The 16,276-nt window shown below is 71.8% G+C and carries 13 protein-coding genes and 1 tRNA gene; 4 read left to right on the plus strand and 10 right to left on the minus strand.

Going from position 1 to position 16,276, the window contains the following annotated elements; all coding sequences use genetic code 11:
• Window positions 1-60 precede the first annotated feature (60 nt).
• Window positions 61-846, plus strand: coding sequence for a trimeric intracellular cation channel family protein (locus tag ACXKZB_RS15175; protein ID WP_123314163.1), 786 nt, complete (start codon window positions 61-63; stop codon window positions 844-846).
• 231 nt (window positions 847-1,077) lie between these two features.
• On the plus strand, window positions 1,078-1,686 hold the full coding sequence (locus ACXKZB_RS15180; protein WP_488823690.1) for a TetR/AcrR family transcriptional regulator: 609 nt from the start codon (window positions 1,078-1,080) through the stop codon (window positions 1,684-1,686).
• Between the two features lie 145 nt (window positions 1,687-1,831).
• Here ACXKZB_RS15180 and ACXKZB_RS15185 read toward each other — a convergent pair whose 3' ends face one another.
• The 5 genes from ACXKZB_RS15185 to ACXKZB_RS15205 all read right to left on the minus strand — a co-directional run bounded on the left by ACXKZB_RS15185 (window position 1,832) and on the right by ACXKZB_RS15205 (window position 8,790).
• Window positions 1,832-4,177: a transglutaminase TgpA family protein gene (locus ACXKZB_RS15185; RefSeq protein WP_488823691.1), complete on the minus strand. Its 2,346-nt coding sequence runs from the start codon at window positions 4,175-4,177 to the stop codon at window positions 1,832-1,834.
• Window positions 4,174-5,505, minus strand: a complete 1,332-nt coding sequence (locus ACXKZB_RS15190; protein ID WP_488823692.1) for a DUF58 domain-containing protein — start codon at window positions 5,503-5,505, stop codon at window positions 4,174-4,176. Before ACXKZB_RS15190 ends, ACXKZB_RS15185 begins: the two co-directional genes overlap by 4 nt.
• Window positions 5,505-6,497, minus strand: a complete 993-nt coding sequence (locus ACXKZB_RS15195; protein WP_260233154.1) for an AAA family ATPase — start codon at window positions 6,495-6,497, stop codon at window positions 5,505-5,507. Before ACXKZB_RS15195 ends, ACXKZB_RS15190 begins: the two co-directional genes overlap by 1 nt.
• Before the next feature lie 71 nt (window positions 6,498-6,568).
• Window positions 6,569-7,573 carry a sugar phosphate isomerase/epimerase family protein gene (locus ACXKZB_RS15200; protein WP_488823693.1) on the minus strand — a complete coding sequence of 335 codons (1,005 nt, stop codon included), beginning with the start codon at window positions 7,571-7,573 and terminating at the stop codon, window positions 6,569-6,571.
• Window positions 7,570-8,790, minus strand: a complete 1,221-nt coding sequence (locus ACXKZB_RS15205; RefSeq protein WP_488823694.1) for a Gfo/Idh/MocA family protein — start codon at window positions 8,788-8,790, stop codon at window positions 7,570-7,572. Before ACXKZB_RS15205 ends, ACXKZB_RS15200 begins: the two co-directional genes overlap by 4 nt.
• A 97-nt stretch (window positions 8,791-8,887) precedes the next feature.
• Here ACXKZB_RS15205 and ACXKZB_RS15210 point away from each other — a divergent pair, with 97 nt between their 5' ends.
• Window positions 8,888-9,901, plus strand: coding sequence for a LacI family DNA-binding transcriptional regulator (locus ACXKZB_RS15210; protein WP_488823695.1), 1,014 nt, complete (start codon window positions 8,888-8,890; stop codon window positions 9,899-9,901).
• 64 nt (window positions 9,902-9,965) lie between these two features.
• Here the strand turns inward: ACXKZB_RS15210 and ACXKZB_RS15215 are convergent, their stop codons facing one another.
• On the minus strand, window positions 9,966-10,415 hold the full coding sequence (locus ACXKZB_RS15215) for a MarR family winged helix-turn-helix transcriptional regulator (RefSeq protein ID WP_488823696.1): 450 nt from the start codon (window positions 10,413-10,415) through the stop codon (window positions 9,966-9,968).
• 134 nt (window positions 10,416-10,549) lie between these two features.
• Here ACXKZB_RS15215 and ACXKZB_RS15220 point away from each other — a divergent pair, with 134 nt between their 5' ends.
• A complete protein-coding gene (locus tag ACXKZB_RS15220) occupies window positions 10,550-11,746 on the plus strand; it encodes an MFS transporter (protein ID WP_488823697.1) in 1,197 nt (398 codons plus the stop codon).
• 55 nt (window positions 11,747-11,801) lie between these two features.
• Here ACXKZB_RS15220 and ACXKZB_RS15225 read toward each other — a convergent pair.
• The 4 genes from ACXKZB_RS15225 to ACXKZB_RS15240 all read right to left on the minus strand — a co-directional run bounded on the left by ACXKZB_RS15225 (window position 11,802) and on the right by ACXKZB_RS15240 (window position 16,171).
• Window positions 11,802-11,890, minus strand: a tRNA-Ser gene (locus tag ACXKZB_RS15225).
• 470 nt (window positions 11,891-12,360) lie between these two features.
• On the minus strand, window positions 12,361-13,572 hold the full coding sequence (locus tag ACXKZB_RS15230) for an LCP family protein (RefSeq protein WP_488823698.1): 1,212 nt from the start codon (window positions 13,570-13,572) through the stop codon (window positions 12,361-12,363).
• Window positions 13,573-13,865: 293 nt separating this feature from the next.
• Window positions 13,866-14,546 (minus strand): GntR family transcriptional regulator, encoded by a 681-nt coding sequence (locus ACXKZB_RS15235; RefSeq protein WP_488823699.1) that lies wholly within the window; start codon window positions 14,544-14,546, stop codon window positions 13,866-13,868.
• Window positions 14,547-14,716: 170 nt separating this feature from the next.
• Window positions 14,717-16,171: an MFS transporter gene (locus tag ACXKZB_RS15240; protein ID WP_488823700.1), complete on the minus strand. Its 1,455-nt coding sequence runs from the start codon at window positions 16,169-16,171 to the stop codon at window positions 14,717-14,719.
• Between the last annotated feature and the right edge of the window lie 105 nt (window positions 16,172-16,276).

The raw sequence follows: 16,276 nt of genomic DNA on the forward strand, positions 1-16,276 counted from the left end.
GAGGCTAACCTAACCGCCGTTCGGCCCGCCAGTCGTCCGGCGTGGGGTTTGATGGTTCTCATGAACCTGCTGTCCGTCGAGGGCCTGGCGTCGGTCACGAACGTGCTCGACCTCGCCGGGGTGTTCGCGTCCGCCCTGCTCGGTGGATCGATCGCCCGGGCGATGGACTTCGACCTGTTCGGTTTCCTGGTCGTCGGGTTCGTGTCGGGGCTGGGCGGCGGCATGCTGCGCGACACCCTGCTGCAGAACGGGCCCCCGGTCGCGCTCGTCGACCCGCTCTACGTGCCGGTCGCCCTGGCCGGGGCGCTCATCGCCTTCTTCGTGTCGTTCTCCGAGATCACCTGGGACCGCCTGTTCACCGTGCTCGACGCGGCGGTGATCGGGTTCTGGGCGGTGGTCGGGGTGCAGCGCACCTACGACGCCGGCCTCGAGTGGCCCGCCGCGATCATCATGGGGACGATCACCGCGGTCGGCGGCGGCGCCATGCGCGACCTGCTGCTCCGCCGCGTGCCCGCGGTGTTCGGCGGGAACGCCCTGTACGCCACCGTGGCCGTCGCGGCATCGGCGGTGATGGTCGTCGCGTCCGCGCTCGGCTCGCCGACGATCGGGATCGTCGCCGCGATCGCGCTGTCACTCGGACTGCGGTGGGGTGCCGTCCGCCGTGGCTGGGGGCTGCCGAACGGCCGCGACTGGCAGCCGAAGTCGACGCTCGGCTCGCTGCTGCGGCGTGGGCGGAGCCTCCGACCGGACGCACTCCGGCTGCTCCGACGCCCCGGACGACGCACCGGGGCTGGCAGCGTCCGCGAAGAACACGACACGTCGACGGATTCCTCGTTCGACGGCTGAGGGGTGTCATCTGTCCGCGCTCCGGCGTAGCATCGCTACCGTCGGGTATCGACCCGGCTCATGTCGTCCGCACCGAACCGACGCGACCCGAACTCGGCGGTTCCGCGCAGACGTGGTGATGGGGGCTTCGCTGATGCCGCGCGGGTTCAGACGCGCGGCGCGGCAGGTCTCCCGCCTCCAGCGCGAACACTCCGCGCCCTCCGATCCCGGTGCCCCGCCCCTGCAGGAACGATGAACGACGACGTCTCCGACTCTCCCACGCCGCGGACACCACGCGCCGAGGTCCGAGAGCGCCTGCTCACCGCCGGCGCCGCCCTCTTCGCCGAACAGGGCGTGCACGGTGCACGGCTCGACGACGTCGCCGCCCGTGCCGGGTTCAGCAAGGGCGCGGTCTACTCGAACTTCTCGTCGAAGGAGGACCTGCTCGCGCAGGTCATGCAACGCGGGACGAACCTGGTGCTCGAGTCCTTGCGCGAACTCGTCCGCGCCGACATTGCGGCGACCGACATCGGCGACGTCGTCCGGGCGGCCTTCGGGCGGCACGACCAGCGCGCACAGTTCGCCCTGCTGTCGGAGTTCCGCGCCTACGCGACCCGGCACCCGGACTTCCTGCCCGAGTTCGTGCGGCAGCGACGGGTGCTGCAGGACGGTGTGCACGAGCTGGTACGGCTGTGGTTCGGGGCGCACCCGGAGGTCGACGCCGGCATGCCGCTCGACACCTTCGCCACCGTGCTGATCGGGGCGAACGTCGGCATCGTGTTCGACGGCCCCGCGCTGCCGGGCGTCGATCCCGGTGAGACCATCGCGGCCCTGGTCGAGGCGGTCGTCCGCCGCCGGTGACCCGGCGGCGCACGGTGCAGCGGCGGCGATCCCGTGCGGCGTTGACCGCTCGGTGACCGGCTGTAGCGCTGCACGGAGCTGTCAACCTCGCACCAGCCGGCGAACCGCGCACGGTGCCGCGGCCAGCCGGGGTCAGGCCGGGGGGTCAGGCCGGGCGACGGGAGCGGCGACGGCCCTCGTGCGACCACGCCGACGACGGCAGCAGGCTCGGCGGCAGCAGGCGCGACCGCACCACCCGCCCACCGGACACCGCGGCGTCGAGGGCGTCCCGCGCCTGCTGGACGTGCCGCACCAGCGCGTCGCCGTCGACCGAGGCGACCCCGGCGCCCGCGAACCGTTCACGGTCGACGGCATCGACCACGGCGTCGAGGTGCGGGATCGCCGAGGCCGGCAGCACCGGACGGAGTCGCCCGAGGACGGCTCGGGCGGTCCGGGCCGCAGCCGCTGCGTCGCCCGGTGGTGCCAGTCCCGGGGCGTACCCGTGGTCGGCGACGTCGTCGAGGGCCTCGCGCCAGGCGTTCACCGCCGGGGAGCGCCCGGCAGCGACGGCGGACAACCGCGATCGCCGCCGGAGCACACGGACCAGACCGGGTGCGACGAGCAACGCGAGGACGAGTGCCGCGCCGAAGAGCAGGCCGGCCGGACCGCTGCCACCCGCGGCCCCGGACGCACCGGGCAGCGCCGATGCCGAGGGGGTCGGGGTCGCGGAGGACTCGGCGGGAGCGGACTGCTCGGGCGCGGGGAGCGGCGACTCCGGGGTCGCGGGGGTCGGGCTCGCCGTCGGTTCCGTCGACGGCTGCGCTGCCGCGTCGGAGTCCGGGGTCGGCTCGAAGGCGACCCACCCGGCGCCCTGGATGTACAGCTCGGGCCAGGAGTGCAGCTGCCGGTTCGACACCGCGTACTCACCGTCGGGCTGCGCCGACCCGGCCCGGTACCCCACTGCGATGCGGGACGGGATGCCGAGTGTGCGGGCCATCACGGCCATCGCCGACGAGAAGTGCACGCAGTACCCCTCGCGCACCCGCAGGAAGGTCGAGACGACGTCCATGCTGTCGCCGTCGTAGCCCTGCTCGACGGGGGCGGTCTCGGAGTAGGTGAACAGGTCGCTGCGGAACCACTGCTCGAGCGCGCGGGCCCGGGCGTAGTCGTCGGACGAGGCCCCGGCCACCCGTTCGGCCGTCGACGAGATGTTGCCGGGCAGGTCGTCCGGCAGGGTCAGGTCGGTCTGCAGCTGGTCGCCGCTCGGCTCACGGAACCCCCGGCCGTCGGCACGGGACAGGGCACCCGAGGCCGCGACGGCGTCGAGGTACGCGTTGGCGAAGGTCGAGGCGCCGTAGACCTCGTACGTGGCACCGCGTGGCGTGGCCGGACCGGTCGACCGTACGGTGCTCGAGGCACCCATCCAGCGCCACTGGGACAGGTCGAGGTTGGTGGACCGCGAATCGATCGACACCGCGCCGGACGGCACCGGCAGGTAGGTGCTGGACAACCCGGTGATCCGGACCGTGACGTCGCCGCGGGTCGCCAGCCGGGGGTTCACGCCCTCGGCCCACTGCTGCTGGTCGGCGGTGTCGGCATCGGCGGCGTTGGTGACCGTCGGTACCCAGTCCCCGGTACCGAACTCGTCGAGATCGGCGAGCTTGAGGTACTCGGGCTGACCGTCCGACGACCGGTAGCGGAGCACCTCGAGTTCGCTCGGCTGCCGCAGGTCGTTGCCGAGCTCGAGCAGGGTGCCGGGGCGACCGGGCTGGATCGGCGACTGGACGGCCCCGGTGACGCCGGACAGCCAGCTCGCGTTGAGCGGCACGATCGCGGGCAGGCCGATCGCCACGACGAGTCCGATCGCGCCGACGACCGCGGCCGGCACCGCACGTTGTACGGGCCGGACCGACAGCCACAGCAGGGCGAGGAAGGCGATCGCCGTGGTGACTACGAGTGCGGTGCCCGCCGGCTGTCCGGTGATGATGCCCGGGACGATGAGGATCACGAGCGCGGGCGCGGCCGCGAGCGACGGGATCCGGGCGATGGCGGCGAGGAAGAGCGAGACGCCCGCCACCCAGGCGATCGACACGGTCACGACCAGACGGATCGCGTCGGTCTGCGGCAAGGGAGCGGGGTTCAGGCGGATGGCCGCGAGCGTCTCGCCCAACGCCCCGTCGGCGTCCAACCAGCCGAGGGGTTGCACGTCGTTGACCAGGGCGGCGGCGCACGAGCACAGCACGAGGGTGGCGACGAGCGCGACGAACCGGATGCCCGGGGGCCGGCGGCGCACCGCGAGCATGACGGCCACGAGCACCGCGACGACCACGACGCCGGACACCCACCAGGCGGTGCCCTGCACGAGTGGACGGATCGCGAGCGCGGCGACGAGCACCGGGACGGGGGCGAGTGCGACGACCCAGGTGCTGGGGGTGTCGCGGGTGTCGGCGTCGCGGTCCAGGACCTCGCGCACGTCGACGGGTCGTCGCGACGGCGCAGCGGTGCCGCTCACCGGGCGACTCCGGCCGCGGTCGCCCCGACGACCGGCACGACCAGCGTGCGCCAGCCGCCGCGGTCGAGGATCCCCCGGACGACCGGGTCGGGCGGCACGATCGTCGCCATGATCCCGCGGCTCGATCCGCTCGTCGCCGCCACGAGTTCGGCCGCCTGCTCGGCGGTGCAGTTGCCGGTGACGACGGCGGTCATGCCGTGCACGTCCCGTCCGCGCACCTCGGGCAGGACCTCGGTCACCGGGCGGGCGTCGCTGCGGAGTCGGACGTCGGCGAGTCCGACGAGCACGTCGGTGAGGCCGCCGACGTCGCCGGCGTGGCGGGTGCTGCCCGACGGTCCGTCGCTGACGAGCACGACGCGCGACGTCCGGGCAGCGAGGGCGCGGGCCACACTGGCGGCGACGACGACCGCGTGTTCGAAGGCCTGGTCACCGCCCAGGTCGGACAGCTCCGCCAGGTCCTCGCGCCCGAGGCCCTGGTACGACTCGCGCCGGACGTCGAGGGCGATGACGGCCTCGGGCGGTTGCGCCTGCGTGGTCTGCCGGACGTGCAGTTCGCCGCGACGAGCACTCTGCGCCCAGTGCACCCGACGGATCGGGTCGCCTGGACGGTACGGCCGGAGTTCGCTGTCGTCGGCGGACCCGCCCTGCCCGACCCGCCCTTCGTCGGCGGAGACGGCACCGGCCAGGGCGCCGGTGTCGATCGCGGCGAGGGGTGCGCTCGCGGGGACGACGACGACTTCTTCTGCCGGCACCACCGGGCGGTCGATGCGGAGCAGGCCGAAGGGGTCCTCGACCCGGATGGTGACCGGTCCGACCAGCGTGCGGCCGCGGTGCATGGCGAGCGCCTCGACGTCGAGCACCGCCGGCGGCAGCCCGGGTCCGACCTGGGCGTACGTCTCGGCCTCGGACACGCTCGCGAAGGCGTCCTCGAGCTGTTCGCGGACGAGCAGGGTCGATCGCGGACCGATCGGCAGACTCGTGCTGCCGAGGGTGATGCGCTCGCGGTAGACCTCGCCGACCTGCACGATCGCGCGGGCCGTGCTCCGGCTGCCCCGGAGCGGCGCGGCGACCACGAACGCCATCACGATGCCGAGCACGACGAGCACGAGCAACAGCAGACCGGCCGACACGGCGACGCTGGTGGTGCCCACGAGTCCGCCGCCGATCAGCCCGATGCCGATCGCGATGACGGTCCAGCCGCGCACGGTCGGGCGGGGGAACGGCGTCCGCCGGAGCAGCGACAGCCCGCGGCGGCCGAAGCGCCCGAGCGTCGAGCGCGCGGCACCGGTGCGCCGCAGCAGCGACGACGGTGCCGATCGGCCGGGCATCAGGAGCGGACGGGGGTCGCCGTGAACGGCACGGCGGTGTCGGAGACGATGCGGACGACGATCTCGCGCACGGTGTCCTCGCCCGTGCCGCCGAGCCCGCGGGCCACCGGCACGAGCCGGTGTGCGAGCACGATCGGCGCCAGGGCGGCGACGTCGTCCGGGGTGACGAACGGCCGGCCGAGCAGCGCCGCGTGGGCACGAGCCGCCTGCGCCAGGTGCAGTGTCGCGCGGGGGCTGGCACCGAGCACCAGGTCGGGGTGCGTGCGGGTGGAGCGGACGATCGCGATGACGTACGCCTCGACGTCGGGGGCGATGTGGACGTTCGCGACGGCCTCGATGATCGCGCGCAGGGTGGTGACGTCGACGATCGGACGCAGGTGCGACAGCGGATCGCCACCGCCGCGGTTCGCCAGCATCTGCCGTTCGGCGTCGACGCTCGGGTACCCCATCGCGATGCGCGCCATGAAGCGGTCGCGCTGCGCCTCGGGCAACGGGTAGGTGCCCTCCATGTCGATCGGGTTCTGCGTCGCCACGATCATGAACGGCCGGTCGAGCTGCCGGGTCACGCCGTCGACGGTCACCTGCGACTCGGCCATCGCCTCGAGCAGGGCGGACTGGGTCTTCGGGCTCGTGCGGTTGATCTCGTCGCCGATGACGACGTTCGCGAACACCGGCCCCGGTGAGAACCGGAACGTGCTCGAGGACTGGTCGAAGATGTTCACCCCGGTGACGTCCGACGGCAGCATGTCCGACGTGAACTGGATGCGGTTCACCGAGCCGCCCACCGAGGCGCCGAGCGCCTTCGCGAGGACCGTCTTGCCGACGCCGGGGACGTCCTCGACGAGCAGGTGCCCCTCGGCGAGCATCACGGTGAGCGCGGTGCGGATCGCCTCCGTCTTGCCGTCGATGACCGTCGACACGGACGCGACGATCGCGTCGCCGACCTCTCGGATGCGCTCGAGGGGGAAGGCGGGGTCGGTCGGCTCCGGCACGCAGGGCTCCTCGTCTCGGGACAGGTGTCGTGCATGCTACCTCGGTCCGGTGACAGCGCCCGGTGGGCGTGTCACCGATGCGCAGTGGACGCCGCGTCGGCTGCGCGCAGGACCTCCGCGGCGACCGCGACCCCTTCTTCGCGGCCGAGCTCGGTGTCCTCGTGCTCGATGTTGACCCACATGTCCGGGTCCACCTCGCGCAGGGCCTCGAGGAACGCCGACCAGTACGCCTCGTCGTGGCCCTTGCCGAGGGCGACGAAGTCCCACGCGGATGGCTTCGGCCACTCGTTGGCCCACTCGTCGCCACCGAGGTTCGTGCGCGGCTCGTCCGGCGAAAGCCGACGGAACGAGTTGTCGAGCACGCCGTTGATCGCCGCGTGCGGGTTGATCCGGACGTCCTTCGCGGCGGCGTGGAACACCAGGTCGCCGAGGTCGCGGACGACCGCCACCGGGTCCATCTGCTGCCAGAACAGGTGACTCGCGTCGAGTTCGACGCCGACGTTCGTCAGGCCGCCGCGCTGCACGAGCTCGCGGATCGTCGCCGGGTTGAACACGACGTTCTGCGGGTGCAGCTCGAGCGCGACCTTCACGCCGTGCTCGCGGGCCAGGGCGTCGATCTCCTGCCAGAACGGCACCGCGATGCTCCACTGGTACTCGATGACGTCGAGTGCGGCGGAGTTCCAGGCGTTCACGATCCAGTTCGGTCGCGTGCCGCCGGGCTCGCCCGCGGGCAGCCCCGACATCGTGACGACGCGGTCCTGACCGAGGCGTGCGGCGAGGCGGATGCTGCGCCGGACGTCCTCGGCGTGGGCGTCGCCGATCGCACGGTCCGGGTGCAGCGGGTTGCCGTTGCAGTTCAGGCCGGCGATCGAGACCCCGGTGCCGTCGAACCGGGCGAGGAAGGCGTCGCGGGCCTCGTCGGACTCGAGGATCGCGTCGATGTCCGGCACGTGCACCGGGGGCAGGAACCCGCCGGTGTTCAGCTCGATGCCCGTCAGGCCGTTGCCCGCGATCGCCGCCAGGGCGTCGGCGAGCGGTCGGTCGTGGAAGATCGCGTTGTACAGCCCGAGCTTCATGCGTGTGCTCCTTCGGTGGTGCGGACGGGCGGCACGTCGAAGGCGGCCCCGCCGGCCGCGGCGGACCGGGCCACCGCGTCGAGGACCTCCATGTTGTGCACGCCGTCGTCGAACGTGGCGTTCGCCGGCAGCGGGTCGGCGACGCCGGTGACCTCGTCGAGGAACGCGCGGGCCTGGTACTCGAACATCTGGTTCTGTCCCCAACCGACCCCGGGGGCGTCCATGGCCATGCCGCCGGCGACGTAGGGGTGGTCCGGGCCGAGGACGACCTGGCGGTACCCACCGAGTCGTGAGCCGTCGGACTGCAGGGCGAGGCCGATCTCCGACGCACGTTCCTGGTCCCACCGGGCAGCACCGTTCTCGCAGAAGACCTCGACGACCAGACCGTTCGGGTGCGCGGTGGCGACCCGGGACACCTCGAGCGAGCCCACCACGGAGCCGTCACCGAAGCGCGCGTTGAAGGTGGCGTAGTCGTCGTTCTCGACGTCGGCGAACTCACCCGTCAACGGGACGGCCTGGCCGCGCAGGGCGAACCCGGCGGCGATCGGGCGCTTCGTGATGGCCGTCGTGAACATGCCGCCGTTGACGCTCTGCACCTCGCCGGCCAGGAACTCGGCCACGTACGCCAGGTGCGAGCCGACGTCGGCGAGGGCGCCGGTGCCGGGGGCACCCGCGAAGCGCCACGAGAAGGGCACGTCGGGCGAGGAGCCGTAGTCGGTCCAGTAGCGACCGGAGACGTGCAGGACGCGACCCAGCGTGCCGTCCTCGACGAGCTGCTTGATCGCGGCGAGGCCGGGAGCGCGGCGGTAGGTGAAGCCGACACGGGCGACGAGCCCCCGCTGCGATGCCTCGGCGGCCGCGGTGGCCATCGCCCGTGCGTCCTCGAGCGAGTCCGACAGCGGCTTCTCGCACAGGACGTGCTTGCCGGCGGCCAGCAGGCCCTCGACGATCTCGCGGTGCAGCGTGTTCGCGACCACGACGCTCACGACGTCGATGTCGTCGGCCTCGGCGATGGCCCGCCAGTCCGTGTCGTGCCGTGCGTAGCCGAAGCGCTGCGCGGCCTCGGCCGCGAGGGGCTCGTAGACGTCGCCGATCGACACGAGCCGCACGGGCGGCAGCGTCGGGGCGAAGAGTGAGGGGGCGTTCCGCCACGCGGCCATGTGGGCCTTGCCCGCCATGCCCGCCCCGATGACGGCGACGCCGATGCTGTCGCTCATGGTTCTCTCCTTCGAGAAGTACGGTGCAATTCTGGAACGTTCCAGAACGCGTCGGTAGACTGTAGCCCGACCACCCCATGTCCTGTCAAGGAGCCGCGTGTCACGACCCCCGACGATCATCGACGTCGCGACCCGTGCCGGCGTCTCGAAGTCGCTCGTCTCGATGGTGCTCCGCGACGACCCCGGGGTCTCCGACGCACGCCGCTCGGCCGTGCTCGCAGCGGCCGCCGAACTCGGCTACCGCCCCAACCGCGCCGCCGCGATCCTCGCCGGCACCCGGACCCGCACCATCGGGGTCATCGTCGACGACTTCCGCAACCCCTGGTTCGTCCCCCTGCTCGACGGCATCCGCGACGCGCTCGCACCGCACGGCCTGCGACTCACCCTGGCGGACACCCGCGCGAACGCCCACCTCGACTCCTCGCCGTTCGACGACCTCGTCTCCCTGCGGGTCGACGGCGTCGTGCTCGCCGCCGAGGGCTTCCCCGACCTCGTCGTCCCGGCCGACACCCCCGTCGTCGTCGCCGGTGCACGCGCCGACGTGCCCGGCGGACTCGACGTCGTCGCCTCGGACGAGGCCGCCGGCGGCCGGTTGGCAGCGGATCACCTGATCGGCCTCGGTCACCGCCGCATCGTCCACGTCACCGGCTCGGGAGGCCCGGCTGCGCTCCGCCGCGAGGCCACCGTCGCGCGGATGGTCGCGTCCGGCATCGAGCCATTGGTGTACGGCGACGGTCCGACCTCCGAGACGACCGGCTACGAGGGCACCCGCCGCGCCCTGCAGGACCACCCGGACCTCACCGCGGTGTTCGCCGCGAACGACGTCATGGCGATGGGCGCGATCGCCGCGGTGCAGGAAGCCGGACTCCGCGTGCCGCAGGACGTCTCGGTGATCGGCAACGACGAGACCCCGCTCGCCGCCTCACCCCTGCTGCGCCTGACCACGGTCGACCCGCACAACGACGAGGTCGGCCGGCTCGCGGCCGCGCGGTTGATCGACCGCATCGGCTCGCCGAGGCCGGAATCGGGGTCGGGGTCGGCGGGGCCGATCCGGACGCTCGTGCCGCCGACGCTCGTCGTGCGGTCGACGACGGGGCCGCCGCGGGCCTGAGGCGCGACCACCCACCGACCCCAGCACGCGAGGCGGCGGCACTCCGAGCCTCCCGGTCGACGGGTCAGACGGTGGCACCCTCGAGCCGGTCGACCGCGACGGCGAGCTCCTCGAGCTCCGGCACCTCGCGCGCTTCGGCGAGCGCCCCTTCGAGCGCCGCGGCGTGGATCGGTGTCGCGCGCTCGAGCAGCACCTGCCCCGCGTGGGTGAGCTCCGTGTACATGCCCCGGCGGTCATCGGCGCAGAGGACGCGGGTCAGCAAGGCACGCTCCTCGAGCCGGTTGACCAGGCGGGTGGTCGCACTCGGGCTGAGGGCAGCGGCCCGGGCGAGCTGCTGCATGCGCATGTGGAAGCCGTCCTGTCGGCGCAGCGCGTCGAGGACGGTGAACTCGACGACGGACAGGTCGACGTCCCGCAGCGCGCGCTCGAGCTGCGTCTCGATCAGACCGTGCAGCGCCGCCAGGGTGCGCCAGCCGTGGGCGCGGACGGCGGTGGAGGTGTCGTCGACGGACATCGGGCTCCTTCTGGTGAGTTGCTGGCGCGTGCAGTTGCTTGCGCCGATAGTCCGCGTGTGCAACTATCGATATCCCGCGCCTGCAACAACCAGCGTACGCGGCACAGCTGCACCGCACAACGGAAGGAACCCCCATGCCCGCGGGACTCATCGCCCTCGCACTCGGCGGATTCGGCATCGGACTGACCGAGTTCGTCATCACCGGCCTGCTGCCCGAGGTGGCGGCCGACTACGGCGTCACCGAGACCACGGCCGGCTGGCTCGTCACCGGCTACGCACTCGCCGTCATCGTCGGAGCGCTCGGCCTGACCGCCGCCACCACCCGCCTCCCCCGCAAGCCCGTCCTGCTCGGGCTGCTCGTGCTGTTCATCGTCGGCAACACCCTGTCCGCGATCGCGCCGACCTACGAGGTGATGATGTCCGGACGCGTCATCGCCGCCCTGTGCCACGGTGCGTTCTTCGGCATCGGCTCCGTCGTCGCCGCGAACATGGTCGACCGCTCGAAGCGCGCCTCGGCCGTCGCCCTGATGTTCACGGGGCTGACCGCGTCGAACGTCCTCGGGGTGCCGTTCGGCACGTTCCTCGGTCAGGCGCTCGGCTGGCGCTCGACCTTCTGGGCCATCGTCGCGATCGGGGTCGTCGCCCTGGTCGGTGTGCTCGTGCTCGTCCCCGCCGTCCGCGTGACGGAGAGCCCGTCGCTCGCCCGCGAGCTCGGCGCCTTCCGCTCCGGGCAGGTCTGGCTGTCGCTCGGCATGACCGTGCTCGGCTACGGCGGGATGTTCGGGGCCTTCACCTACATCGCGTACACGTTGACCTCGGTGTCCGGCTTCCCGTCCTCGGCGGTGCCGTGGCTGCTCGTGGTGTTCGGCGTCGGGCTGTTCGTCGGGAACTTCGTCGGCGGCAAGCTCGCCGCACGCTCGATCGACCGGACCCTGCTCGTCGTGCTCGTCTCCCTCACCGTGGTGCTCGGACTGTTCGCCCTCGTCGCGACCTCGCCCGTGCTCACCGTGATCGCCCTCGTGCTCATGGGTGCCTTCGGGTTCGCGACCGTGCCGGCCCTGCAGACGCGGGTGATGCAGTACGCGGACCACGCGCCGACCCTGGCGAGCGGGGCGAACATCGCCGCGTTCAACCTCGGGAACGCGCTCGGCGCCTGGATCGGTGGGCTCACCATCGCCGCCGGGCTCGGGTACACCTCGCCGATCTGGGCGGGCGCGGGCATCACGCTCGCAGCCGTGGCCCTGACGCTCGTCGCGATGGCTGCGGTGCGGCGTGGGCGTTCGCGCGGCGTCGCGGTGCCGACCACGACGGGGAGCGTCGCCGCCGCCTGACAGCCGCCGAGAACGACGAAACCCCGGTCCGATCGGACCGGGGTTTCGTGGAGTGCGGAGACGGAGGGATTTGAACCCTCGGTCCCCTAAAGGGGACTCCACCTTAGCAGGGTGGTGCACTCGGCCGGACTATGCGACGTCTCCAAGCGCTCTCGCGAGCGCTCCAACCACCATACAGGAGGACCGGGCGACTCTCGACCCGACCACACCCCGCGCGTGGCACGGTCACGGAACACCGGTCCCCCGAATTGGGGACAGCTCGGCCTTGTCCCCGCGTACCCCGGTGCATAGCATCGTCGAGACGCGGCAATCACGTTCCGGGGCTCGTCCCCGCAGTCGCGACACAGCACCGACGTCGCTCTCCGAGCCGGGCCCGGCGCGCCCGGTTGCCTGGCGCCCGCTCGGGGAGCGGCTTCCGGGGGCGCGGTCCACCACCGCGCCCCCGTTTCTGCGTCCGGGCACGGCGGCCGACCAGTACGCGAAAGCGACAGTGTCCCGGCACGGCCCGCGGTCCGTGCCGTCAGCGCGACAGTGTGCCGCGGATGTTCGGCGGCAGACTGTCGCTTTCGCGAGACGCGGCGAGACGCGGGGCGGGGCGGGGCCTCAGCCCCGCGTCAGTAGCCGAATGCCTTGGAACAGGTCTGCTGGTCGGCGGACTGCCCCTCGAGCCCGTCGATGGTCTCCGGCGTCGCGGATGCCGTCGGAGCAGCAGCGGGTGTGGACGGAGCAGCGGCGGCAGGTGACGACGGCGCGGCAGCCGCGGGCGAGGACGCCGGAGCCGACGGCGCGGCAGCAGCCGGCGACGAGGCCGCTGCCGACGGCGCCGCGTTCGTCTCGGACCCGATGCCCGTGCTGTCCTCCCCCAGGGAGAACGACTGGTCCGCCTTGATCTTCGCGAACAACCGGTCGGCCAGGTACGTCGTCGGCTGCACCTTGCCCTCGTAGACCCCGGTGCCGCCGGTCGTGCCCGGGTACTGCACGAAGTTCACCTGCGACAGCGGGAGGTCCTGCAGCGCTCGACCCATCTGCACCATCGTGCCGATGTCGTTCAGGCTCTCGGACAGCTGCATGTTCGACGCCGCGGCGCGGGCCAGCTTGTACAGGGTGGTCGGCGAGGTGAGCGTGTCGTTCGACTTCACGGTCCGGAGCAGCGACGACAGGAACACCTGCTGGCTCGAGATCCGGCCGAGGTCAGAGCCGTCACCGACGCCGTGCCGGGTCCGCAGGAAGGCGAGGGCCTCGTCGCCCTGCAGGGTCGAGGTGCCGGCGGGCAGGTCGAGCCCGGTGTACGGGTCCTCGATCGGCTGCGCCACGCAGACCGGCACGCCACCGATCGCGTTCGACATCTCGATGACCCCGTTGAACGAGACCGCTGCCGAGTACTGGACGTCCAAGCCGGTGAGCCCCTGCACGGTCTGGGTCACGCAGTTGAGCCCACCGTCGCTGAACGAGGTGTTGATCGGCTGCGCGGCCATCGCCGACGCCGTGCCGGAGCCGTCGGTCTTCTTGCACGCGGGGATCGGGGTGACGAGGTCGCGGGGGATGCTCACCGCCGTCGCGTTGGTGTGGTCCGCCGAGACGTGGAGCAGGATGTTGACGTCGTTGAGGGTGGCGTCGCGCTCCCCGAACTCCGCGGACTGGTCCGGGTCGTTGTCCGTCCCGACGACGAGCATGTTGAAGCCGCCCTTGTAGGCGCTGAGCGACGGAGCCCTGGTGCCGTTCGACCGCGGCGCCGGCTGACCCTCGATCTGCACGCCGTCGCCGAGGTCATCCGTCACCTGCTTCGCTGCGATGGCCGCCACGGAGGCGGTACTGACGAACGCCACTGCGGCCACGCTCGCGACCAGCGCAGCGACGGTCCGGAGGGGTGCGGAGCGTCGGAGACGTCCGTGGCGTGCGATCCCGTCGGCTCGGTTCAGGCGGTGGGAGCGATCGCGGACGTCGTGCACGGGCTCTCCTGTCGTCGGTGGACGCGCCGGTGTGGCAACCGGTCAAGGCTGCCACGGAGCTCCCTGGCGATCCAGTGCGAACGACGTCGAACCCGAGTGCGCGATCCGCCACCGGCCCCCGGATCCGTGCGCCGCGACGCCGACCTGTGCGAACCCGCAGCCTCGTCCGCTCAGGAGGCCACGGACACCCGGAACCGCTCCGGCAGGGCGATGAGCGCCGCGGCGAGCTCGAGCAACACCGCCGCGCAGTCGTCGACCGCGTCGCGCTCCGCTGCCCGCACGGCCAGGTCGACGAGGTCGAGTCGCCGCGCCCGGTCGACCACGGCGTCGATCCCGTTGGCCAGGGCGACGTCGTCCGTGAAGAACATGTCGAGGACGGTGCGCTGGGACAGCATCCAGTCGGCGCTCACCGACGCGCCGCGCCGTCGCAGGAACCACGCGGCGAGTTCGACGAAGGCCCCGGCTTCGGTCCAGCACTCGCGGAGCCAGCTGTGGTCGAAGCGATCGTCGGGCCCCACACCGCTCGCCGCCGGGTCGACGATCATCGCGCGTGCGATGCGCAGCCGCTCGGTCATCTGGTCGACCGACCACTGCGTGATCACCACGCCGACGTACCGCTGCACCGTGACGAGCTGGTGCGACTCGAGGGAGACGAGGGCTTCGCGCACCGGGGTGCGGGAGACCTGCATGTCCTCGGCGATGGTGTCGAGCCGGAGTCGCTGCCCACGCCGGTACTCGCCGCGCAGGACATTGTCGAGCAGACGGAGGAACACGGCGTCGCGCAGCAGGCTGCGCCGCAGTCCGCGGAGATCGAGGTCGCTCCGACCGACACGCAACGGTGACTTCTCCATGCGGCCAGCCTCACGCACGGCGAATGCCCTCGGCGGGGGCGCCGCCACCATCGTGGATCGTCGTCGTCGGGGTCGCGCTGTGGAGGAGTGCCATGCGGGCACAGTGGCACCATGTCGACGACGCCGCTAAACACTCTGCATTCAGAATGTTGCATGGCCGAGGCCGTGCGTCAGCGTCGCTGCTCCTCCGCGTCGCCGGTCAGGACCGAGAGTGGTTGCGTCACGTCCTCGAGCCCCTTCCGGGCGGCATCGACCCCGAAGACCAGGGCGATCACCCCACCGGCGATCATCACCGCGGACCCGAGCAGGTAGCCCCAGAAGAGCGGTTCACGCGAGGTTCCGTCCCCGATGAACGCCCCGTAGATCAGCGGCGCGATCGCACCGAAGACCTGCGCGAGGGCGAAGAAGTACGAGATGGCCTGCGACCGCAGTTCGAGCGGGAAGATCTCGCTCACCGTCAGGTACGCGCTCGACGCACCGGCCGAGGCGAAGAAGAACGACACGCACCAGAAGGCCACCTGCACCGTCGCCGAGATCGCGTCGGCGCGGAACAGGAACGCCGAGGTCGCCAGGACGAGCCCGGACACCAGGTACGTCAGGAAGATCATCTGCCGCCGGCCCCAGGTGTCGAAGAAGCGACCGAGGATGATCGGCCCGAGCAGGTTGCCGATCGCGAAGGGGAAGAAGTAGATCGACGTCTGCGCGGTCTTCAGGCCGAAGAAGTTCGTCAGGACGAGCGCGTAGGTGAAGAAGATGGCGTTGTAGAGGAACGCCTGCGTGATCATCATCGACGCCCCGACCAGCGTGCGCGTCGGATACTGCTTGAGCAGCACGCGCGCGATGGTCAGGAACCCGACGCGGTCGGTCGGCGTCACGGTCATGGCCTTCGACTCGTCGACGTCCGGCAGCCGCTTGCCCGTGGACTTCTCGACCGCCTTCTCGATCTGGGTGACGGTCGCCTCGGCCTCTTCCTCCCGTCCGTGGGTCATCAGCCAGCGCGGACTCTCGGGGATGTGCCGCCGCAGGAAGATGATCGCGATGCCGAGTACCGGGCCGAGGAAGAACCCGATGCGCCAGCCGATGCTCTCGGAGAAGTTCGCCGTGTCGAGCAGGTAGATGTTCGCGAAGGCGCCGAGCGCTGCGCCGCCCCAGTAGGTGCCGTTGATGGCGATGTCGACGTGGCCGCGGTACTTGGCCGGGATGAGTTCGTCGATCGCCGAGTTGATCGCCGCGTACTCGCCGCCGATGCCGAGACCCGCGACGAACCGGAACGCGGCCAGGAACCAGAAGTCCTGGGCGAGGCCGGCGACGCCGGAACCGATCAGGTAGATCGCGAGCGTCAGGATGAAGAGCTTGCGGCGCCCGAGCCGGTCGGACATTCGCCCGAACACCAGCGCTCCGACCACCTGACCGACCAGGTAGATCGTGCCGAGGGAGGTCACCTGTTGCGTCGACAGGTTGAGGTCCGCCTGGAAGCCCGCGTTGGAGACGATCTGGATCTCCAGCCCGTCCAGGATCCAGGAGACCCCGAGTCCGACGACGACACTCCAGTGGAACCGCGTCCACGGCAGTCTGTCCATCCTGGCGGGGACCAGGCTCTTGATCGCCCCGTTCGTGCTGCTCACGAGAGGGGAACCTACGCCGAGATCGGCGAGATGGTTCACATTCGGTACGACGGGGCCGGCTCGGAGCCGGATCCCCCTATCGAATCCGGCTCCGATGCCGGAGCC

The sequence above is a fragment of the Curtobacterium sp. ABR8 genome (assembly GCF_057812125.1).